The following is a 19,691-nucleotide window of genomic DNA, read 5'->3' on the forward strand; positions in this document are numbered from 1 at the left end:
GCGTGCCCGGTCAGCGCGCTCCGGGCCTGCGGTGCAGGGGCTGGTCCGGGGCCGGCAGGTGACGGGGCTGCGGGACCGGGCGGGTGACGGGCGTGCCCGGCTGGAGCGGGACCGCCTCGCCGTGGTGGCGGACCGTCAGCGACGGTCCGGACAGCAGGGTGTACGTGGCGGTCTCCTGGGTGAACTCCACGCGCAGCCGGCGGTCCCGGAACAGCATGGTGAAGGCCAGCCGGCTGAACCGCTCCGGCAGGCGGGGCGCGAACTCCAGGGTGTCGCGGGCCCGCCGGGTGCCGCCGAAGCCCACCACCAGCGCCATCCAGGTGCCGGCCAGCGACGCGATGTGCAGCCCGTCGCGGGTGTTGTGCTCCAGGTCCTCCAGATCCATCAGGGCCGCCTCGGACGCGTAGTCGTAGGCGAGGCGCAGGAAGCCCGCCTGCGCGGCGATGACCGCCTGCACGGCCGCCGAGAGGGAGGAGTCGCGCACGGTCAGCGGCTCGTAGTAGGCGAAGTTGCGGGCGATGTGCTCCTCGTCGAACTCGCTGCCGCAGGTGTACATGGCCAGCACCAGGTCCGCCTGCTTGATCACCTGTTTGCGGTAGAGGTCGAAGTAGGGGAAGTGCAGCATCAGCGGGTACTGGTCGGCGCGGGTGGAGGTGAAGTCCCAGCGCTGGTAGCGGGTGAAGCCCGCGCTCTGCTCGTGCACCCGCAGTTCCGCGTTGTACGGGATGTTCATGGACTCGGCGGCGTCCCGCCAGGCGGCGCTCTCCTCGTCGTCGGCGCCGAGCCGCTCGGCCTCCTTCGGGTGGCGCTCGACGACGTCCGCGGCGGCGCGCAGGTTCGCCCGGGCCATCAGGTTGGTGTACGTGTTGTCGTCGGCGATCGCGCTGTACTCGTCGGGTCCGGTGACACCGTCGATGTGGAAGGTGCCCCGGTGGTCGTGGTGGCCGAGCGAACGCCACAGCCGGGCGGTCTCCACCAGCAGTTCCATCCCGGTGTCGCGTTCGAAGTCCGTGTCGCCCGTGGCGGCCACGTACCGCACCACGGCGTGCGCGATGTCGGCGTTGACGTGGAAGGCGGCGGTGCCGGCGGGCCAGTACGCCGAGCCCTCCTCGCCCTCGATGGTCCGCCAGGGGAACGCGGCGCCGTGCAGCCCCAGCTGGGCGGCGCGCTCCCGGGCGGCGGGCAGGGTGTTCTGCCGCCAGCGCAGCGCCTCGGCCACGGCGTTCGGCGAGGTGTAGGTCAGCAGCGGCAGCACGAACATCTCGGTGTCCCAGAAGGCGTGCCCGTCGTAGCCCGAACCGGTCAGCCCCTTGGCGGGGATGGCCCTCTCCTCGGCCCGGGCGCCCGCCTGCAGCACGTGGAAGAGCGCGAACCGCACGGCCTGCTGGATCTCCTCGTCACCGTCCACCTCGACGTCCGCGCGCGCCCAGAAGTCCTCCAGGTACGCCCGCTGTTCCTCGGCCAGGGCCGTCCAGCCGCCGTGCGCGGCGGCGGCGAGGGCCGCGTCCACCTGGTCGCTCATCGCGGGCCGCGAGCGGGTGCCGGACCAGCCGTGGGCGACGAGCTTCTCCACCCGCAGCTTCTGCCCGGGTTCCAGGACGGAGGCGACCGTCAGCCGGGCGAGGTCCGGGTGGCTCTCGCTGCCGGTCGTGGTGCGCTCGGGGCCGGTGACGACGTGGTCGGCGGCCACCGCCACGCGCAGCCCGCTGCGCCGGGTGCGGTGCACCAGCCGCAGCCGGTTGCCGGAGGCGAAGTCCTCCTCCGGCTCCAGCGGTGCCTGCAGGGCCATCGCCGCGCGCGGGTCGCCGTTGGCCTGCGGCAGTTGCTCGTTGGCGACGAGTTCGGACTGGATGACGACGCGGACCGAGCAGTCGACCGGCTCCACCTCGTAGGCGATGGCGCCGATGGAGCGCTGGCTGAGGGAGACCATCCGGGTGGAGCGCACCCGGATGCGGGTGCCGGCCGGGGAGATCCACTCGCACGTCCGCTCCATCACCCCGCCGCGCAGGTCCAGGACGCGCTCGTGGGAGACGAGCCGGCCGTAGCGCAGGTCGAACGGCTCGTCGTCGACGAGCAGCCGCAGCACCTTGCCGTTGGTGATGTTGATGACGGTCTGGCCGGACTCGGGATATCCGTAGCCGGCCTCCGCGTACGGCAGCGGGTGCACCTCGTAGACGCCGTTGAGGTAGGAGCCGGGCAGGCCGTGCGGTTCGCCCTCGTCGAGGTTGCCCCGCCAGCCGACGTGGCCGTTGGAGAGGGCGAAGACCGACTCGCTCTGGGCGAGCACGTCCAGGCTCAGCTCCGTCTCGCGCACGGTCCACGGCTCGACGGCGTAGGAACGGTGGGTGATCACGCGGCACCTCCCTGTCCGGCAGGACCCCTTCGGGCGAGGAGTTCGGCGAGGTCCTCCACGACGACGTCGGCGCCGTGCGCGTACAGGGCGTCCTTCTGCCCGACGCGGTCGACGCCGACGACGTACCCGAAGCGGCCCGAGCGGCCCGCGTCCATGCCGGCCAGGGCGTCCTCGAAGACGGTGGCCCGGGCCGCCTCCACGCCGAGGTCGCGGGCGGCGGCGAGGAAGGTGTCCGGGTGCGGCTTGCCGGGGAGTCCGCGCTCGCGGGCGACCACTCCGTCGATGCGTACGTCGAACAGGCCTTCGGCGTCGATGGAGCGCAGCACGTCGACGGTGTTGGCGCTGGAGGACACGATCGCGGTCCTCAGGCCCGCTGCCCGCACCGCCGCGATGTAGCGCAGGGTGCCGTCGTAGGCCTCCACGCCCTCGGTACGGATCTTCTCCAGGACGAGTTGGTTCTTGCGGTTGCCGACGCCGTTGACGGTCGGGGCGTCCGGCGGGTCGTCGGGGGTCCCCTCGGGCAGGTCGATGCCCCGGGAGGCGAGGAAGGTGCGCACCCCGTCGGCGCGGGGCCGCCCGTCGACGTACTCGTCGTAGTCGACGACCGCGTCGAAGGGACGGTAGTCCGCGCCGTCCCGCTCGCGCAGGAACGCGTCGAACGTCTCCTTCCAGGCGGCCGCGTGCACCACCGCCGTCTTGGTGACGACCCCGTCGAGATCGAAGAGGCAGGCCACAATTTCTTCGGGCAGACCGAGCTCTGTCATACAGGCACCCTTCCCCACGACACGGCGTTGACGGGGTGTCGCACGCCACATCGGACGCACTTCGCCCGGATCTCCGTACGGCCGCGTGGGCGACGGCTCCGTGTATGGCGGCTTCGCGCACGACGGCCCACGCACGACAGCCCCACGCACGACGGCTCCCATGCACGATGGCTCCGTGCACGATGGCTCCGTGCACGACGGAACCCCGCACGACTCTCCGTGCGACTCTCCGTACGGTGACACACTGGCGCGTGTGCCGCTGACCTTCGACGACCTCCTCGACCGCGCCCGCGCCCTCCCGCGCGACGGGCACCGCGCCGTCCTCGGCATCGCGGGCAGCCCCGGGGCCGGCAAGTCGACCCTGGCCGAGCACCTGGTGCGGGCCCTGAACGGCGCGGGTGAACCCTGGGTCGCGCACGTCCCGATGGACGGCTTCCACCTCGCCGACGCCGAACTCGACCGCCTCGGACGGCGGAGCCGCAAGGGCGCGCCGGACACCTTCGACGCGGCGGGGTACGCGGCGCTGCTGCGGCGGCTGCGCGAGGAGTACACCGGGTACGGGGCCGGCGATGCCGAGACCGTCTACGCGCCCGGTTTCGAACGCGTCCTCGAACAGCCGCTGGCGGGCGCGGTCCCGGTGCCGCCGTCGGCCCGGCTGGTGGTGACGGAGGGCAACTACCTGCTGCTGGACACCGGCCCCTGGGCGCGGGTGCGCGCGCAACTGGACGAGGTGTGGTTCTGCGACCTCGACGAGGAGGAGCGCGTGCGCCGTCTCGTCGCCCGGCACGAGGAGTTCGGCAAGGGCCACGAGGAGGCCGTCGCCTGGGTGCGGGGCACCGACCGGCGCAACGCGGACCTGGTGGCGACCACCCGCTCGCGCGCGGACCTGGTCGTCCCGGCGGCGGTCCTGCCCGACCGCTCCCGGGTCCTGCCGCCGCCCTCGCGCCGGCCGGCGGGCGGGGCTCACGCCGTGTCCGGATCCCCTCGCGCGAGCACCGCCCATGACACTGAGTGAGCTATGTTGAAGCGCTGTGGGAGACAAAGGAGGCGCCTCGGTGCCATCGCCGCAGCAGGCTCGCGCGCAGGCGTCCGCCATCACCTCGGGCAGGTCGGCCGGGCAGGCCGAGGCCGCACCGGCGTCGCAGCTCAGGGCGCTCTTCGACGGGCCCCAGCTGTCTCCCGGGCAGCGCCGCATCGCCCAGTACCTGATCGAGAACATCGCGGAGGCGGCCTTCCTGCCGATCACCGAACTGGCGGACCGGGTGGGTGTCAGCCAGCCCTCGGTGACGCGGTTCGCGGGCGCGGTCGGCTTCAGCGGGTACCCGGCGCTGCGGGAGAAGCTCCAGTCCATCGCGCTCAGGACCCTCGCGGGCGGCCCCGGCACGGTCGAGGAGGACCGGGGCAACGAACTGCAGGCGGCGGTCGACGCCGAGATCGAGAACCTGGAGAACCTGCGCCGGGACCTGGCCGACCCGGAGCGGGTGATCACCGTCGGCCGCGAGCTGTCGCGGTCGGCGCCGCTGACCGTGCTGGGGCTGCGCATCTCGGTCTCGCTCGCCGAGTACTTCGCCTACGCCGCCCGGCGCATCCACCCGGACGTGCGGCTGGTGACGCTCGGCGGCAGCGTCGCCTACGACGCGCTCCTGCAGTCCCGCGAGGCCGGGGGGACCTGGGTGCTGGCCTTCTCCCTGCCACGGCACGCGCACGAGACCCTGACCGCCGTCCGCGTCGCCCGCGGCGCCGGACTCAAGGTGGCCCTGATCACCGATCTGGCGCTGGGCCCGGTGGCCGACGAGGCCGACGTCACCTTCGCCACCGGCACGGGTTCCCGGCTGGTCTTCGACTCCTACGCCGCGCCGGGCATCGTCTGCGCGGCCCTGCTGCAGGCCATGACGGACGCCGACCCCGAGCGCACCCAGGCCCGGCTGGAGAAGTACGAGCAGATCGCCGACCAGCACCAGTTCTTCCTCAAGGAATGACGGGACCCTCGGGAAGCGCGGCGTGGCCGCCGGCGGCCTCCGGGGCCGGTGCGCGCGGCAGTGGTCGGAACGTAAGGGGATCAGCCACCCCAATCCGGGCGTGAATGTTTTCATGCGCCTTGCAAAGCGGATGGCATATATAAATACTGCTCACGGATCGCGGCCCGGCGCCCCACGCACCGCCCCGCCCTCCACGACGCCGCACACCCGGAAGCGATGATCATGCCTGTGACGACCACGCGCGTCAGCCCGGACTGGCCCTGCCAGGTCAAGACACCCGGCAGCTACGACTGGGAGCGTTCGGCGACCAGGTGGCTGCGCGAACTGGTGCCCGCCCGCTACGGCAGCTATCCCGCCCTGCTGCGCCACCCCGTGCTGCTCGCCCGCCACGCGCAGATCCAGGTCCAGCAGGAGGTCCGGGTGGCCCGCACCGCCCTGCAGACCGCGCGCGCCGACCTGCCCCGCCTGGGCCTGCCCGAGTCGGTGATCGAACACACGATCAAGCTCTACGCCGGGGAACTCCTGCAACTCCAGCACATCGCGCGCAGCGTACGGGCCGTGACCGAGGCCCTGATGGAGCGCGGCGCGGGCCGCTGAGGACCGGCGCACCCGCCGGGCCCCCCGTCGCCCCTCGCACCGGGAAGCCCCCCGCGATGCGCGGCCCCGAGAAGTATGTGATCAGACCGGGATCGGACAGGTCCACATGTGCGATGCTCGTCGCGTGACCGGTGAATCCGTGCCCCCCGCGGAGCCCGGCGCCGTACCCGAGGCGGCGGCGCCGGCCGAAGGGGTGGCCGGGCCCCCGCACGCCGAGGCGGGCCGGTGGCAGGCCGAGGCCTACCGGCGGCACGAGGCGGCGGAGGCCGCGGCCGTCGTCGAGCGGGCCAAAGGGGCGCTGATGGCGCTGACCGGCTGTTCCCCCGAGGCCGCCCACGAGGATCTGCTGCGGCGGGCCAAGGCCGCGCGCCGCACGCTGGTGGAGGAGTGCCGGATCACGCTGGGCACCCTGGTGCCCCCGCTCAGCCATGCCACCGGCGCCGGCGAGGCCGACGGCGTCGCCGTCCTCGCCGAACTGGGCCGGGCCCTGGCCCAGGCGCAATCGCCCCAGGAACTCGCGGTGTGCCTGCTGGAGCACCTCGCGGCGCCCGTCGGCGCGGACGCCGTGATGCTCTGCCGGCGACAGCCCGCGGGCGCGCCGGTGCCCATCGGGTACGCGGCGACGGACGGCGCACCGGCCGAGCGGTGGCGGCACATGCCTGCCGAAGACGGGGGTGCCGCCCTGGACGCCCTCGTGGCCGGCGAGCCGCGCTGGCTGGACGATGACGCCGCGGTGCGCCCACGGGCCGGGCACCCGGGCGAGCACCGGCCCTCGCGCGCCTGGCTGCCCGTGCCCGGGGCGGACTACGGCGACGTGGCCCTCGGCGTCCTGCGCACCCGCGAAGGTCCGTTCGCTCCGCACGCCCGGGAACTGCTGCGCGGCGTCTCCTGGCTCTGCGCGGCCCGCCTGCGCGACTTCGGGCGGCGGCCGGAACAGGCTCAGGCCGGGGCGAGGGCGGCGGCACGGGCCCTGTTCGAGGCACTGCCCGGCGCGGCGCTGCTGCTCATCCCCGTGCGGTCGCCCGCGGGCGACGTCGAGGACTACCGCGTCGACGCCGCCACCGCGCAGGCCGCCGGGGTCCTCGGCGACGCGGGGCGGGACCTGGTCGGGCGGCGGTTCCTGGAATGCTGGCCGGCCGCCGCCGAGGAGCCGCTCAAGAGGGGCTGGCTGAGCGTGCTGGAGACCGGCGAGCCCTACGAGAGCGGGCCGTTCGCGCAGCAGGAGGCGGGCGCGTGTGGGCCGGGACTGTCCACGTACTCGGTGCGGGCCGCCCGGCTGGGCGACGCCCTAGTGGTGACCTGGCTGCGGTACGCCACCTCGGACCGGCAGCAGCAGCGCCTGGCCGACCTCCAGCGTCTCGGCCGTCTCGGCTGGGCCACCTGGAACCTGGTCACCGACGAGGCGGCCTGGTCGCCGCAGGTGTACCTGCTGTGCGACCGCGACCCGGGGCTCGGGCCGGTCCCGCTGGCCGAGCTGCCGGGCCTGGCGCTGCCGGAGGACGCACCGGCACTCGACCGTGCCGTGCGGGCACTGCTCGCCGGGGGCACGTCGTGCGACGTGCCGTTCCGGATCAGGACGACGGCCGGTGTGCGGCACCTGCGGGCTGTCGCCGAGCCCGTCCCGGACGCCACGGGCGCGCCGGCCGAGGTCCACGGCTTCGTCCAGGACCTGACCGCACAGCGCAGCGCGGAGCTGGCCCTGGTGGAGAGCGAGCGGACGATGCTCGCGCAGGACGGGATCCTGCGGGCCGAGCGGACGCTGGCGGGACGGTTGCAGCACGCGCTGCTGCCGCTGCCGCGCCGCCCGGTGCGCCTGGCCGGGCTGCAGGTCGACGTCGCCTATCTGCCCGCGGAGAGCGGGACCCATGTCGGCGGGGACTGGTTCAGCGCGATCGAACTGCCGGACGGGGACGCGTTGTTCGTCGTCGGTGACGTCGCCGGGCACGGCATCGACGCGGTCGCCACCATGGCGCAGCTCCGGTTCACCGCCAAGGGCATGCTCTTCACCGGCTCGTCACTGACCGGCGCGCTGGCCCGCCTCAACACGCTGCTGCTGCACTCCCGGGACACCAAGGGCACCGCCACCCTCGTCCTGGGGCGCTACCGCCCGGCCGAGCGGCGGCTCGTCTGGGCGCAGGCGGGCCATCTGCCGCCGCTGCTGCTGCGGCGGGGCGAGCCGCGCTACCTTCGGCGTCCGCTCGGTGTGCTGCTCGGCGCGACGGAGTCACCGGTCTTCGAGGAGGCCGAGTGCCTGCTGGAGCCCGGGGACCGGCTGCTGTTCTACACCGACGGTCTGGTCGAGCGGCCCGGCGAGGACATCAACCGGGGCCTGGAACGGCTCGCCCGGACCGCACGCGCCCACCACGCCGGGGCCCCCGGCTCCCTCGTACCGCTGCTGACCGCGATGCTGGAGGGCGAACGGCGCGACGACGTCTGCGTCCTGGACATCCGCGCGCCGGGGGAACCGGCGTAGCCACCGCTCTCAGTCGGCGGGGTGCCCCGGGGAGATGTCGAGCGCGTCCGAGAGGCGCAGCAGCGGTCCGGCCGGGGCGCCGGGGGCGCCGGAGTCCACCGGGTCGAGTACGAAGCCCACGTGGTCGCCTGCGTCGGTGCGCAGAAGGACGCGTCCGACGAACCAGGCGGGCGCGTCGTCGAGGACGACGGCGCCGTCCTGCCGAGCCGTGCAGCGGACGTGTGCGAACTTGTCCACGCCGTCGTCGCCCGTGTGCCCGCCGAACAGCTCGGCCAGCGCGTGCTGTTCCCGGGTCAGCACGTGCACGGCGAGCCGGTCCGCCCGCCGGGCCACCCGGAAGGTCCGGTTCGCCTTGGAGAGCCACACCACGAACCGGGGCGGACCGATGGAACACTGCGAGGCGAACCCGACCAGGCAGCCCGCCCGCTCTCCGTCCGCGGTGGCCGTCACCACGTACATGTCGGGGTCCAACCGGTCGGCGAACGCGTCCAAGCCCTTCATGCCGTACCACTTCCCCGCGCCGCGCCCGTGCACCGCGCGTCCGTCCGGATGACACCAGCCCAGCACACCCCGGGCCCGCCCGCCCGCTCGCCAACAGCCTGCAGTCCGGCAGCCGGGCCGATCTGAGGGAACTGAGTTCCCTCCAGAGGCTGCACCGAGTGCCGTCGCGCCGGTCAGGGAGTGCTACGTTCCCCTCCATGAGCTCCAGGAGCGCGGCGCCCGGCCGCGGTGAGAAGGCGCGGGCGGCGGGCGCGCGGCCGCCCATGCGGGACGCCCTGGTGGCGGCGGCGTTCCGGCTGTTCCTGGAGCGCGGCTACGAACAGACCACCGTGGACGACATCGTGGCCCTCGCCGGGGTGGGACGGCGTTCCTTCTTCCGCTACTTCCCCTCCAAGGAGGACGTGGTCTTCCCCGACCACGAGCGGTGCCTGGCCGACATGACGGCCTTCCTCGCCGCTTCCGGGCCGGACGACGACCCGGTGCGCCGGGTCTGCGACGCCGCCCGGCTGGTGCTGCTGATGTACGCGGAGAACCCGCTGTTCTCGGTGCAGCGCTACCGGCTGACCCGGCAGGTGCCCGGACTGCGGGCGTACGAGCTGTCGGTGGTGTGGCGCTACGAGCGGGCCCTCGCCGGGTATCTGCGCGACCGGTTCGCCGGGCGGGGCGACGGCACGCTGCGGGCGGACATGATCGCCGCCTCGGTGGTCGCCGCGCACAACAACGCCCTGCGCTCCTGGCTGCGTTCGGGCGGCCGCGGCGACGCGCGCGCGGCGGTGGACCGGGCGCTGGACCAGGTGCGGGAGGTCTTCGGCACCACGCCTGCCGCTCCCGCCGCGCCGTCCACACTCCACGCACCCGCCGCGTCGCCCACGCCCCTCGCACCCGCCGCAGCGTCCGCCCCGGCCCCCGCCGCCGGCCCCGCAGCCGTCACCGCCCACCCCGCAGCCACCCCCTCGGCCGGCCCGGTGGGCGAGGCAGAGGCGCGGGGCGCGGGGGACGTGGTCGTCGTCCTGGCCCGGCGGGGAACACCGCTGTGGGAGGTGGTGCGGGAGGTCGAGTCGGCGTTCGCCGAGGACCGTCCGGGCAGGCCCCGCACCGGATGACGGTACCCAGTGCCTTTACGTCTGGCACTCAGTGCCATAACCTGTCGCCGTGCACGGTGGCACGGCGACCGGGCACAGGCGTGCACGGGTGCCCCGCGCACGCGGGATTCCGGCCCAGTGCAGGGAGTTGACCAGCGTGTACCACGCTTCAGGAAACGCGACGCGTCCGGCCGCCGGTTCCGCCACCGGCCTGCTCGAACCCGGGCCCGGCGGCCGCGAAGCGCTCTGCTTCCAGCGCTGCGCCTGGTGCGGCACGGCCATGTACCACCGGCTGCTGTGCCCGGTGTGCCGCGGCAGCGAGCTGCGCACCGAGCACAGTGAGGGCACCGGCACGGTCCGGCACTCCACGGTGGTGCACCGCAACACACCCGCCGCGCGCAATGTGTCCCTGATAGAGATGAGCGAGGGTTTCGTCGTGCGCGGCCGGGTGACGGGTCCGCTCATCGGCATCCACGGCGGCGACCGGGTCCGGCTGACCACCGCGCAGGACCCGGTCCGCGGCGAGCCGGTCTTCCAGCTCGTCGACGAGCCGTACCGCGCCTGGAGCTGACCCCGCCCGGGCCCGGGCGGCACCCGCGCGCCCGGACACCCGGCGCCGTACGCCCGTGCCGCCGCGCCGTCAAGGCAGCAGCGAGCCGTCCGTCCGGGCCGAGGACGGCTCGCTCCCCGGGGTACGCACCCGCCGCTCCGGGCCCTCGGCGGTCCGGACCGCGAGGGCGAGCGCGAGGAGCGTGAGCACCGCGCAGACGACGTAGACGCAGCCCGGCCAGGCCAGCGTCAGCGGGTACGGGCCGGTCCGGGGCAGCCCGTCCTCGACACCGATCAGGCGCGGCACCAGGCGGGTGCCGGTGGCGGCCGCCCACACGGCGAGCGCCACCCGGCTCAGCGGTCGCCCGCGGTGCGGACCGTGCGCCAGCCAGATCATGGCGGGCAGGCACCAGATCCAGTGGTGGCTCCAGGAGACGGGACACACCAGCAGTCCGTACAGCTCCACCGTGAGGAGGGCGCCGAGCGGATCGTCCCGCCGCACCGCGGCGAACAGGGCGCGGGCCGCCGCCAGGGTGACGAGGGCGAGCACCGTCCACCACAGCGCGGAAGCCGTCACGTCCGGCCCGAGCAGCCTGGTGAGCGCGCCCCGCAGGGACTGGTTGCGCACCGACCCGACCGGGCCGACACGCCGGGTGTCGGTCACGAGGGCCGACCAGTAGCGCGCCGACTCACCGGGGGCGACGCACCAGGCGAGCGTGACGGACGCGACCGCGGCTGCGAACGCCCAGAGGCCTGCCCGCCACTGACGGGTCGCCAGCAGGTACAGGCCGGCGACGGCCGGCGTCAGTTTCAGGGACGCCGCCAGCCCGACGGCCGTGCCCCGGCAGGCCGCGCCGCGGCGAAAGGCCAGCGCGCCCACGACGACCGCGCCCAGCAGCAGGTTGATCTGCCCCTGGTCGAGGGTGTGGCGCACCGGTTCCAGCCAGGGTCCGGCGGCGGCCCAGAGCAGCGCGCGGTCCCGGACGCGGCCCCCCGGGCGCGGGCACAGCAGTCGCAGGGCGCCCGCCGTGAGGACGAGCACGGCGGCGAGGGAGAGGGCCCGCCACAGGGCGATCGCCGCCGTCCAGGGGAGGTGCGCCATCGGCAGCAGGGCCAGCGCGGCGAACGGCGGGTAGGTGAAGGGCAGTTCGGGGATGGGCGGCCCGGTGCGCACCACGTGGTCGTAGAGGCCGCCCGAGAGCACGTGCGGCGCGAGCGTGCGGTAGACCCGCAGGTCCAGGGGCTCGGCCGGGGACAGGAGCGCGGTCAGCACGTACAGCGCGAGGGACCCGGCCAGGCACCGGCCCGCGCGGGCGCTCAGCCACTCCCCCGCCGCCCGGCCCCGCACCGCCGGCGCCCTCACGGCCTCAGCTCCGCCATCTCGACTTCCTGTGTTTTCGCACGGCTTCGTCCGGTTCGCGCCGCCCTCTCGCGCCTTCAGCCGCCTTCCGCCCTCTTAGAGCTGCGGACAAAAGTGGGCCCCGGCGGGCGGTGTCCGGCACGCGCCCTCGCCGCGTTGCCGAAAGGCCCTGGTAGCTCCGCTACAAGTACCTTCCGGCGCCTTGCGATCGCACGCACCGGACACCGCCCGCTGATCGGAACCCACTTTTGTTCGCAGCTCTTAGGCCCCGTTCGGCCCCACTCGGTCCTGTTCGTTCCTGTCCGGCCCTCTCGTCCCAGGAACGACCGGCGGGGCGTGGACGTCACGGCCGGGTGCGCCGACTGGCGTGATCACGCCGCTGCCGCCGCTCACCTGCGACGCACAGGCAACCCACAGCGGTCAGGCGCCGTCCTCCGGGACATCAGTGGCCCCTGGGACAGCCGGGGCGCCCGAGTTCATGCAGCGGAGGAAGTCCGTGTTCCGAGGAGGGGACCATTGATCCGTGCCCGGCGAATAGGGGTCACCGCCGTGGCGTTGCTCGCCATGGCGGGGGCGGCGCCCGCGGCAGCGCAGGCGGCGCCGGACCGACAGCCGTCCGCCGCACGGCCGTTCACGGCGGCCGGTGACGGCGACACCGGGCTCCCGCCCGGATGGCGCGTCACCGGCTCCGGCAAGTCACGGCAGCTGGAGTGGCGTTCGGGCACCGCGGTGCCCATGGGGGACGCACGCGTCGAGTTCTACGCGGGCGACCGGCTGCTCGGCCGGCCACGGCCCGGCGGGGACGGCCGTACGTTCCGGCTCGGCCTGGACGCGGCACGAGCGCAGGACCTGAAGGAGCTGAAGGGACTTCAAGTACGCGCGGCCGGCCGCAGGCTGGACGCCGGGGGTACCGGCGGCGCCGCGCACGCGCCCGGCCGCGGCTCCCTGGCCGCGGCGCAGCCGCCCGCCCCGCTCCCCGCGAGCAAGGTCGACCCGGGCAAGCCGGGCCCGTACCGCACCACGAGCGGCGAGTACCAGCTCAAGTCGGTCCGGCTGCCCGGCTTCGCCGAACCCGTGGAGATGCGGGCCGTGGTGGTCGCGCCGCAGGGCGCCACCGGCCGCCGCCCGCTCGCGCTGTTCCTGCACGGCCGCCACGCCACGTGCTACAAGCCGCACACCGACGAGCTCCCCGGCGACTGGCCCTGCCCGGCCGGGACGCTGCCCATCCCGAGCTACCGCGGCTACCTCCAGGACCAGAGGCTGCTGGCCTCCCAGGGCTACGTGACGGTGTCGATCTCGGCCAACGGCATCAACGGGCAGGACTGGGCGGCCGAGGACGGCGGCGCCCAGGCCCGTTCCTCGCTCGTCCGGCAGCACCTGGCGCACTGGGCCGACTGGGCCGCGCACCCGGCCTCGGCACCGGACGCCGTACGCCGCGCGCCCCGGGCCGACCTGTCGCGCGTCCTGCTCGTCGGGCACTCGCGCGGCGGCGAGGGCGTCAACCGGGCCGCGATGGACAGCCTCTACCCCCCGCCCGCCGACCAGGACGGCTACCACGGCCGCACCCGCTGGCACATCAGCGGCACCGTGCTGATCGGCCCGACGGTCTTCGGCCAGAATCCGGTCGCCGACGTGCCGTCCGCGACGATCCTGCCCGGCTGCGACGGTGACGTCTCCGACCTGCAGGGCGAGGTGTACGCCGACGGCACCCGCGGCGTCAGCCGCGGCACCGCCCTGCACAGCGCCGTCTACGTGGTCGGCGCCGACCACAACTTCTTCAACACCGAGTGGACCCCGGGCAAGGCGCAGGCGCCGGCCGAGGACGACTTCTACGACGACCCGGACCAGCGCGATCCGGTCTGCTCCCCCGGTACCAGGACCCGCCTGACCGCGGACCAGCAGCACCGGGCCGGTGCCACCTACATCGCCGCCGCGGCCCGGCTGTTCGTCGCCGGGGACGACCGGGTGCGCCCGCTGCTCGACGGCACCGGCGTCCGCGCGCCCTCCGCCGACCCGGCGCGGGTGCTCACGCACGCCGTCGGCGCCGCGCGCACCGGCGGTTTCCTGCCCGACGGCCCGGCCACGGTGACCGGCGCCGGCCGGCTGTGCTCGGCGGTGGACCCGTCCGCGTCCGCCGCCTGCCTCGGCGAGGGCACGCCCGGTCGCTCACCGCACTTCGCGCAGTGGGAGACCGACCGGGAGACCGGTCGCCGCGCGGTGGCGCTGCGCTGGTCCGCCGCCGGTTCGGCGGTACGGATCCGGCCCGGCTCGCCCGTGTCGCTGAAGGGTGCCGACAAGCTCGCCCTGCGCGTGTTCGTCCCGCCGAACAGCACGGGCACCCAGCTGGACGTGGTCGTCACCGACGCCTCCGGGCACCGGGCGACGCTCGGCCGGGTCCGTGTCGACGGCCTGCCCGGCACCGATCGCACGGCCTCCTACTGGGCGCGCGAGGTGCGCGTCCCGCTGACCTCGGCCGTCCGCGCCGAGCTGGACCTCGGGCGGATCACGGCACTGGAGCTGACCCCGCGCACCCGTGCCGGGCAGGCCTGGCTCATGGACGCCTGGGGCTGGCGGCCGGGCACCCCGGCGGTGCGGCCGGCCGCGCTGCCCCGCGTCGACGTGGGCCGGCTCACGGTCAAGGAGGGCGACTCGGGCGTGCGCACCTACCGGGTGCCCGTGCGGGTGTCCGGGCACGGCAGCGGCCAGGTACGCGTGTACACCCTCGACCCGGTGACGAACCGGGCGACGGACCGGCTGGTGACGGTACGGCCCGGCGGGCACGACATCGACGTACCGGTCCGGGTGCGGGGCAACACCCGCTACGGCCAGGACCTGGCGAACGACATCGTGGTCAAGGCGGTCCGCGGCGCGGTGGTCGGCTCGTACCGCGGCGGGGTGACCGCCCGGAACGACGACCCGCAGCCGACGGTCACCGTGACGCCCGTCGCCGACCGGGTCACCGAGGGGGCGACGCTGAAGTGGCGGGTGAACCTGTCCGCGCCGGCCGACTCCGACTTCGGGGCCGTCTTCGTCGTCCGGCCCGTCACGGACGGTCCGGAGCTGTCCACCAAGGACGTCGACCCGCAGTGGCTCCAGGAGACCAGCGGCGGTGAGTCGCCCGACCCGGAGCGGGCGCTGTCCGCCGTCCAGAACCTGTACCTGTGGGTCCCGGTGCCGGCGGGCGAGGTGAGCACCGAGGTCAGCCTGCCCACGGTCAGGGACCAGGTGAAGGAGCAGCCGGAGAAGCTCCGCTTCCAGCTGACCGACGACGACGGGGAGGTGCACGAGGGCGCTCCGGTGCTGACGGGCACGGTCCTCGACGCCTCGTAGGGCCGTCCGCGCCACCGCCGGGTGGCTCCCGCGCGCCGGTCAGCGCGTGGGGGTCACCCGGATCCCGACGGTCCCCCGCTCGCCCCGGCGCAGCCGGCTGCCGAGCAGGGTGAGCCGTCCGACCAGGCCGTACTTGCGGGCGATGAGGGCCCGGTAGCGTGCGGTGGTGGCGGGGTCGCAGATCTCCGCGGTCGCGGGCACCTGGTCACCGGTCGGGTTCCCGCGCAGGTCGCACGGGCCGACCAGCACGTCGGCGCGGTGGCGGATCCGCTTGACCTTCCAGGAGTCGGCCGCCGTCCACACGCCGAGGGCGGCGCCGTCGCGCACGACCCACACCGGGGTGGCCACGGGCGTCCCGTTCCTGCGGTAGCTGGTGATCAGCACGTACTTGCCGGCCCCGAGCCGCGCCACCGGGTTCTCGTCCATGGGCGGCATCCTAGGCCGCCCCGGTCCCCGGGCCCGGTCCCGGCCCCTGCCGGACGCCTGATCCTGCCGGACCCCGCCCGCTGAACGCCGCGCGGTCGGGCCTCGTACGGAGAGCGGGCGGCGAGCCCGGCGACAGCGGCGGCCCGCTGTTCTCGGAGGGGATCGCGCTGGGGGTGACCTCGGGCGGCAGCGGCGACTGCGCGAGCGGCGGGACGACCTTCCTTCCAGCCGGTGACCCGGGCCCTGACCGCGCTGGGTGTGCGACTGATCGTGTCGCCGCAGACGCCGGCGCAGGCCCAGGCCCAGACCGGTCCGGGCGGGGCCCCGCCCGGCTCCCCGGCCCCGGTGCCGGGCCGCACGGGCTCGAAGGCGCTGCTGGACCGGTCGACGGACGCCAGGAACGCCGGGCCAGGACTGCTCGTCGTGGCGGGCAGCCTGGTCGCGTTGGCGGCTACTCGGTGGGTCCGCACGGAGCGGGACAGGGAGGCCTGTCGCCGGCGCTGCTCGTCGGCCCGGGGCTGACGACCGGTCGCCGGCGGACCGGCGCCGTCGGCGGACCGGTACCGCGACCGGTAGCTGTACGACAGTGCGCCCCGGCTCGCAGGGCCGGGGCGGGAAGGAACGAAGGGGTGGTCACGGAAGACCGCGGAGGGGGCCGGTGCCCGGCGGTGGCGCCAGGGCAGCGGGCGGGACGGACGGCGGGTCAGGCCGCCCGGTCCGAGTCCGGAGCGGCCGTGGCCCACTCCATGACGAGGCGCTGGTACACCTCGCGCTGCTCGGTGGTCAGTGTCCCGCCCGACCGGCGCCACAGGGCACGGATCTCCTCGTTGACCTCCGCGGCCGATCGCTCGGAGGCGGCTTCAACAGTGGTGGACATGCTGTGAAGCATATGCCGATCGGCGTGAAGGCGTTGTGAGTAAGTACGACCGATTCGGACATACCGGACCGTGTTGCTCATCACGTCGATCCACGACAACACGCCCGCCCCGCACCGGTTCTCAGGTGCCCGGCTTGCGGCCGTAGACGAAGACGTCGTCGCCCTTCTTCAGCAGGGACCAGTACTTCTTGGCGTCCTTCGGCGTCATGTTGACGCAGCCGTGCGAGCCCGGCGGGTTCCACATGCTCAGACCCACGGAGTGGAACGCCTGACCGCCGTCGAAGAACTGACTGTAGGGCATCTTCACGTGGTACAGCGTCGAGACGTGGTCGATGTGGCGCCAGTAGATCTTCTTCAGGCCGGTACGGGTCTCGTACTTGTCGCGTCCGGTGCGTACCGGCACGGGACCGTACACGAGCCGCTTGCCGTCCTGTATCCAGCTGAGCTGGAGCGTCAGGTTCACGCAGGCTATGCGGCCCTTGCCGGTCGGGCACCTGCCGTCCTTGTTCGGGTTCTTCCCGACGGCCTTCTGCTTGTTCATGAGATCCATCACGCCCCAGGTGACCGGGCCCGCGTACCCGATGGTGGGGGTGATGCCGTGCTTGCTCTGGAAGGCTTTGATCGCCTTGCAGTCGGCGGCCGACTGGCGGCCGTCGACGGGTCGGCCGAGGAACTTCTCGACCTTCTTCTGGTACGGCCCGGTCGACGTGGTGCAGCTCGTCGCCGCCTGTGCCGGAGCCGTGCCGAGCGCGAGCGCGAGCGGCGCCACCAGTCCGGTGACGCCGAGTACGACGGCTCCGCGTCTGGCCATGTGCCTCATGGCGGGCTTCCCCCTCGGTTGGTTCGGGTGTCCGTGGTGGTGGTGTCGGACAGTTAGACCGCCGGGCGGGCGCTTCGGTTGTAAAGCGGCTCACTTCGAGACGAAACGGTGACACTGGGCGCCGCGCAGTCGTCCGGCGGGCAGGCTGCGGCCGTAGGCGACCAGGAGCAGGTCCTGGGCGGCGCCGTACAGCGGGGCGCCGGTGCCGAAGGACCAGTCCAGGTCGTCGGCGACCAGGCGGACCCCCCGCAGATCGGTGCCGAAGACGCGGAAGGCCCGGGGGTCGATGGCCTCCAGCACGATCCGCAGGCGCTCCGCGGGCACGGTCCGGTCGTGATCGAGGGCGACGGTCACGTCCAGCCCGTGCACGACGTCGTGCGCGAGCGCCGCGCGGAGTCCGCCGACCGGCGGGCGCCACGGGTGGTGGGCGTGCTCCCGCAGGAACGCGGCGAGCCGGGCGTCGCGGTGGCGGGCCGCGTCCCGGCGGGCCAGCCGGTCCGTCATGCGGTGCAGGCTGCCGCGGGACTTCACGAGTTCCCACAGCACACTGCCGAGCGAGTGGCGAAAGCCCATCGACATGTGGGCCACGACCTCCCGCACCCGCCACCCCGCGCAGAGGCTGCCGGCCTCCCACTGGGCGGGCGTCAGCGCGGCGAACAGGTCGGCCAGGTCCCGGCGTTCGGCGGCGATGACCTCGGTGATCTCGTCCGTTGTCCTCATGCGTCAAGGATCTTGGCGGGTGGCGCGCACGTCCAGGAACGGATGCGTCCGGTGGCTAGCATCGCCGGTTATGGAACTCAGGCAGCTGCTGTACTTCGTCGCGGTGGTGGAGGAGGCCAACTTCACGCGGGCCGCCGAGAGGCTGCATGTGGCGCAGCCGGGGGTGAGCGCGCAGATACGGCGGCTCGAACGGGAGCTGGGGCAGCCGCTGTTGGACCGCTCGGGCCGCTCGGTGCGGACGACGGAGGTCGGCGAGGCCGTACTGCCGTACGCGCGGGCGGCCCTGGCCGCGGCCGCCGGGGCGCGGCAGGCGGTCGCGGAGTTCACCGGGCTGCTGCGCGGGCGCGTCGCGCTCGGGCTGGTGCCCGGGGCGCTGGGGCACGCGATCGACGTGCCCCGGCTGCTGGCCGGCTTCCACACCGCCCACCCCGAGGTGGAGGTCTCGCTCGCCGAGGACACCTCGGAGCGGATGCTGACGGCGCTGCGCCGCGGCGAACTCGACATCGCGGTGGCCGGGCTCGCGGACGGGGATCCGCCGGGGGTGGGTTTCACCGTCGTGGTCGACGAGCCGCTGGTGGCGGCGGTGGCCCCGGGCCATCCGCTGCTGGAGGTGTGCACCGGTGCCGCCCCGCTCCCTCCCGCGGCGCTGCGTGGTCACCCGCTGATCAGTCTCCCGGTGGGCACGGGGGTGCGCGGCGTGCTGGACCGGATCTGCGCCGACGCCGGTTTCCGGCCACGTATCGCGTTCGAGGCCGCGGCACCGGACGCGCTGCTGCGGCTCGCCGAGCGCGGCCTCGGTGTGGCCGTGCTGCCCCGCCCCGAGACGGGCACCCGGCTGCGTACGCTCCGGATCGACGACGCGCGGGCGCGCGGCCGGGTCGCCCTGGCCTGGCGCACGGACGGCCCGGCCGGACCGGCGGCCCGGGAACTGCTGCGCCGGCTCCACCGGGCCCTGCCCGGACCCGCCGGCCCGGCGGACGGCGGCGGGAGCGGGTCCGTCGCCCCGTCCTAAGCCCTGTCGTCCCGGTCCCTCGCCGGGGCCCGGCCGGTGCGACCCGTCGCGTGGATCGCCGTGTGGAAGCCGGTGTCGACCGCGGTGAGACCTCCGTCGACGGTCAGCGTGGTGCCGGTGATCCAGGCGGCGTCGCGGGAGGCGAGGAAGGCGACGGCGGCGGCGATGTCCTCCGGTTCACCGACCCGGCCGAGCGGGTACAGCGGGCGGACCCGCTCCAGGTCGGCCTCCCGGCCTTCCCATGCCGAGGTGCGGATCGTTCCGGGCACTACGAGGTTCACGCGCACCCCGCGCGCGGCGGCGTGCCCGGCGAGCGTCCGGGTGAGCGAGACGAGGCCCGCCTTCGCCGCGCTGTACGCGTGATTGCCGAAGTCCTGGAGGCCGTTGACCGAGCCGATGCCGACGATCGCGCCGCGGCCGGACGCCGCCAGGTGCGGCAGCGCGGCCCGCCAGCAGCGGTGGACGCCGGTCAGGGTGATGTCGAGGTCGCGGTCCCACGCCTCGTCCGTGCCGTCCTCGAAGAGCGGGGTGTCCGGGGTGCAGTGGGCGGCACAGGTGACGAGGACGTCGAGCGCGCCGAACGCGTCCACCGCGTGGGCCACGGCCGCCTCGACCGACGCCCTCTCGGCCACGTCGCACGCGAACGCCCGGGCGGCGAGCCCCCGTTCGCACAGCCTTGCCGCGGTCTTCTCCGCCTCGGCGCCGTCCGTGTCGGTGACGAGGACCCGCGCGCCCTCCTCCGCCAGCCGCCTCGCGGTGGCCGCGCCGATGCCGCGCGCCGCCCCGGTGACGAGAACCCCGTGCCCCTCGAAACGCCTCGTGTCCGTCATGCGCCCGAACCTACTGCC

17 protein-coding genes and 1 pseudogene are annotated in these 19,691 nt (G+C 74.5%); 9 read left to right on the top strand and 9 right to left on the bottom strand.

Going from position 1 to position 19,691, the window contains the following annotated elements:
* Positions 1-10 precede the first annotated feature (10 nt).
* Positions 11-2,353: a glycosyl hydrolase family 65 protein gene (locus tag AB0G56_RS01135; RefSeq protein WP_360961651.1), complete on the bottom strand. Its 2,343-nt coding sequence runs from the start codon at positions 2,351-2,353 to the stop codon at positions 11-13.
* Complete coding sequence (locus AB0G56_RS01140) at positions 2,350-3,117, bottom strand: beta-phosphoglucomutase family hydrolase (protein ID WP_360961654.1); 768 nt, start codon at positions 3,115-3,117, stop codon at positions 2,350-2,352. Before AB0G56_RS01140 ends, AB0G56_RS01135 begins: the two co-directional genes overlap by 4 nt.
* 253 nt (positions 3,118-3,370) lie before the next feature.
* Here AB0G56_RS01140 and AB0G56_RS01145 point away from each other — a divergent pair, with 253 nt between their 5' ends.
* The 4 genes from AB0G56_RS01145 (at position 3,371) to AB0G56_RS01160 (ending at position 8,166) form a co-directional block, all read left to right on the top strand.
* Positions 3,371-4,132 (top strand): nucleoside/nucleotide kinase family protein, encoded by a 762-nt coding sequence (locus AB0G56_RS01145; protein WP_360961657.1) that lies wholly within the window; start codon positions 3,371-3,373, stop codon positions 4,130-4,132.
* Between the two features lie 40 nt (positions 4,133-4,172).
* Entirely contained in the window at positions 4,173-5,096 is a 924-nt protein-coding gene (locus AB0G56_RS01150; RefSeq protein ID WP_360961660.1) for a MurR/RpiR family transcriptional regulator, read from the top strand.
* A 216-nt stretch (positions 5,097-5,312) separates the two neighbouring features.
* The gene (locus AB0G56_RS01155) at positions 5,313-5,693 is read left to right on the top strand and encodes a hypothetical protein (protein WP_360961663.1); all 381 of its coding nucleotides are present in this window, start codon (positions 5,313-5,315) and stop codon (positions 5,691-5,693) included.
* A 106-nt stretch (positions 5,694-5,799) separates the two neighbouring features.
* Positions 5,800-8,166, top strand: coding sequence for a SpoIIE family protein phosphatase (locus AB0G56_RS01160; protein WP_360961666.1), 2,367 nt, complete (start codon positions 5,800-5,802; stop codon positions 8,164-8,166).
* Between the two features lie 9 nt (positions 8,167-8,175).
* Here the strand turns inward: AB0G56_RS01160 and AB0G56_RS01165 are convergent, their stop codons facing one another.
* Positions 8,176-8,667 carry a flavin reductase family protein gene (locus AB0G56_RS01165; protein WP_360961669.1) on the bottom strand — a complete coding sequence of 164 codons (492 nt, stop codon included), beginning with the start codon at positions 8,665-8,667 and terminating at the stop codon, positions 8,176-8,178.
* Positions 8,668-8,864: 197 nt separating this feature from the next.
* Here AB0G56_RS01165 and AB0G56_RS01170 point away from each other — a divergent pair, with 197 nt between their 5' ends.
* On the top strand, positions 8,865-9,770 hold the full coding sequence (locus AB0G56_RS01170; RefSeq protein ID WP_360961672.1) for a TetR family transcriptional regulator: 906 nt from the start codon (positions 8,865-8,867) through the stop codon (positions 9,768-9,770).
* Between the two features lie 136 nt (positions 9,771-9,906).
* Positions 9,907-10,320: a hypothetical protein gene (locus AB0G56_RS01175; protein WP_360961675.1), complete on the top strand. Its 414-nt coding sequence runs from the start codon at positions 9,907-9,909 to the stop codon at positions 10,318-10,320.
* 69 nt (positions 10,321-10,389) lie between these two features.
* Here AB0G56_RS01175 and AB0G56_RS01180 read toward each other — a convergent pair whose 3' ends face one another.
* Positions 10,390-11,661 carry a glycosyltransferase 87 family protein gene (locus tag AB0G56_RS01180; protein ID WP_360961678.1) on the bottom strand — a complete coding sequence of 424 codons (1,272 nt, stop codon included), beginning with the start codon at positions 11,659-11,661 and terminating at the stop codon, positions 10,390-10,392.
* A gap of 513 nt (positions 11,662-12,174) precedes the next feature.
* Here AB0G56_RS01180 and AB0G56_RS01185 point away from each other — a divergent pair.
* Entirely contained in the window at positions 12,175-14,988 is a 2,814-nt protein-coding gene (locus AB0G56_RS01185; protein WP_360961680.1) for a hypothetical protein, read from the top strand.
* 39 nt (positions 14,989-15,027) lie between these two features.
* Here AB0G56_RS01185 and AB0G56_RS01190 read toward each other — a convergent pair whose 3' ends face one another.
* Positions 15,028-15,414 (bottom strand): PPOX class F420-dependent oxidoreductase, encoded by a 387-nt coding sequence (locus AB0G56_RS01190; protein WP_360961683.1) that lies wholly within the window; start codon positions 15,412-15,414, stop codon positions 15,028-15,030.
* 122 nt (positions 15,415-15,536) lie between these two features.
* Between AB0G56_RS01190 and AB0G56_RS01195 the strand changes: the two are divergent.
* A pseudogene (locus tag AB0G56_RS01195) lies at positions 15,537-15,936 on the top strand (trypsin-like serine protease); the annotation flags it as partial.
* 181 nt (positions 15,937-16,117) lie between these two features.
* Here the strand turns inward: AB0G56_RS01195 and AB0G56_RS01200 are convergent.
* From AB0G56_RS01200 to AB0G56_RS01210, 3 genes are all read right to left on the bottom strand, one after another.
* Positions 16,118-16,303 (bottom strand): hypothetical protein, encoded by a 186-nt coding sequence (locus AB0G56_RS01200; RefSeq protein WP_360961685.1) that lies wholly within the window; start codon positions 16,301-16,303, stop codon positions 16,118-16,120.
* A gap of 109 nt (positions 16,304-16,412) precedes the next feature.
* On the bottom strand, positions 16,413-17,111 hold the full coding sequence (locus AB0G56_RS01205; protein WP_360961688.1) for a L,D-transpeptidase family protein: 699 nt from the start codon (positions 17,109-17,111) through the stop codon (positions 16,413-16,415).
* 90 nt (positions 17,112-17,201) lie between these two features.
* Positions 17,202-17,831: a maleylpyruvate isomerase family mycothiol-dependent enzyme gene (locus AB0G56_RS01210; protein WP_360961691.1), complete on the bottom strand. Its 630-nt coding sequence runs from the start codon at positions 17,829-17,831 to the stop codon at positions 17,202-17,204.
* Between the two features lie 70 nt (positions 17,832-17,901).
* Between AB0G56_RS01210 and AB0G56_RS01215 the strand changes: the two genes are divergently transcribed.
* Positions 17,902-18,843 carry a LysR family transcriptional regulator gene (locus tag AB0G56_RS01215; RefSeq protein WP_360961694.1) on the top strand — a complete coding sequence of 314 codons (942 nt, stop codon included), beginning with the start codon at positions 17,902-17,904 and terminating at the stop codon, positions 18,841-18,843.
* Here the strand turns inward: AB0G56_RS01215 and AB0G56_RS01220 are convergent.
* Complete coding sequence (locus AB0G56_RS01220; protein ID WP_360961697.1) at positions 18,840-19,673, bottom strand: SDR family NAD(P)-dependent oxidoreductase; 834 nt, start codon at positions 19,671-19,673, stop codon at positions 18,840-18,842. The genes AB0G56_RS01215 and AB0G56_RS01220 overlap by 4 nt on opposite strands.
* Positions 19,674-19,691 lie beyond the last annotated feature (18 nt).

The sequence above is a fragment of the Streptomyces sp. NPDC021356 genome, assembly GCF_040641015.1.
In the GTDB taxonomy this organism is placed as follows: Bacteria; Actinomycetota; Actinomycetes; order Streptomycetales; family Streptomycetaceae; genus Streptomyces.

Excerpts from the sequence above, each read along its gene's own strand:
- AB0G56_RS01140 (WP_360961654.1), bottom strand. The coding sequence starts at position 3,117 with ATGACAGAGCTCGGTCTGCCCGAAGAAATTGTGGCCTGCCTCTTCGAT.
- AB0G56_RS01210 (WP_360961691.1), bottom strand. The coding sequence starts at position 17,831 with ATGAGGACAACGGACGAGATCACCGAGGTCATCGCCGCCGAACGCCGG.
- AB0G56_RS01170 (WP_360961672.1), top strand. The coding sequence starts at position 8,865 with ATGAGCTCCAGGAGCGCGGCGCCCGGCCGCGGTGAGAAGGCGCGGGCG.
- AB0G56_RS01190 (WP_360961683.1), bottom strand. The coding sequence starts at position 15,414 with ATGGACGAGAACCCGGTGGCGCGGCTCGGGGCCGGCAAGTACGTGCTG.
- AB0G56_RS01155 (WP_360961663.1), top strand. The coding sequence starts at position 5,313 with ATGATCATGCCTGTGACGACCACGCGCGTCAGCCCGGACTGGCCCTGC.
- AB0G56_RS01200 (WP_360961685.1), bottom strand. The coding sequence starts at position 16,303 with ATGCTTCACAGCATGTCCACCACTGTTGAAGCCGCCTCCGAGCGATCG.
- AB0G56_RS01205 (WP_360961688.1), bottom strand. The coding sequence starts at position 17,111 with ATGAGGCACATGGCCAGACGCGGAGCCGTCGTACTCGGCGTCACCGGA.
- AB0G56_RS01220 (WP_360961697.1), bottom strand. The coding sequence starts at position 19,673 with ATGACGGACACGAGGCGTTTCGAGGGGCACGGGGTTCTCGTCACCGGG.
- AB0G56_RS01160 (WP_360961666.1), top strand. The coding sequence starts at position 5,800 with ATGTGCGATGCTCGTCGCGTGACCGGTGAATCCGTGCCCCCCGCGGAG.
- AB0G56_RS01215 (WP_360961694.1), top strand. The coding sequence starts at position 17,902 with ATGGAACTCAGGCAGCTGCTGTACTTCGTCGCGGTGGTGGAGGAGGCC.
- AB0G56_RS01165 (WP_360961669.1), bottom strand. The coding sequence starts at position 8,667 with ATGAAGGGCTTGGACGCGTTCGCCGACCGGTTGGACCCCGACATGTAC.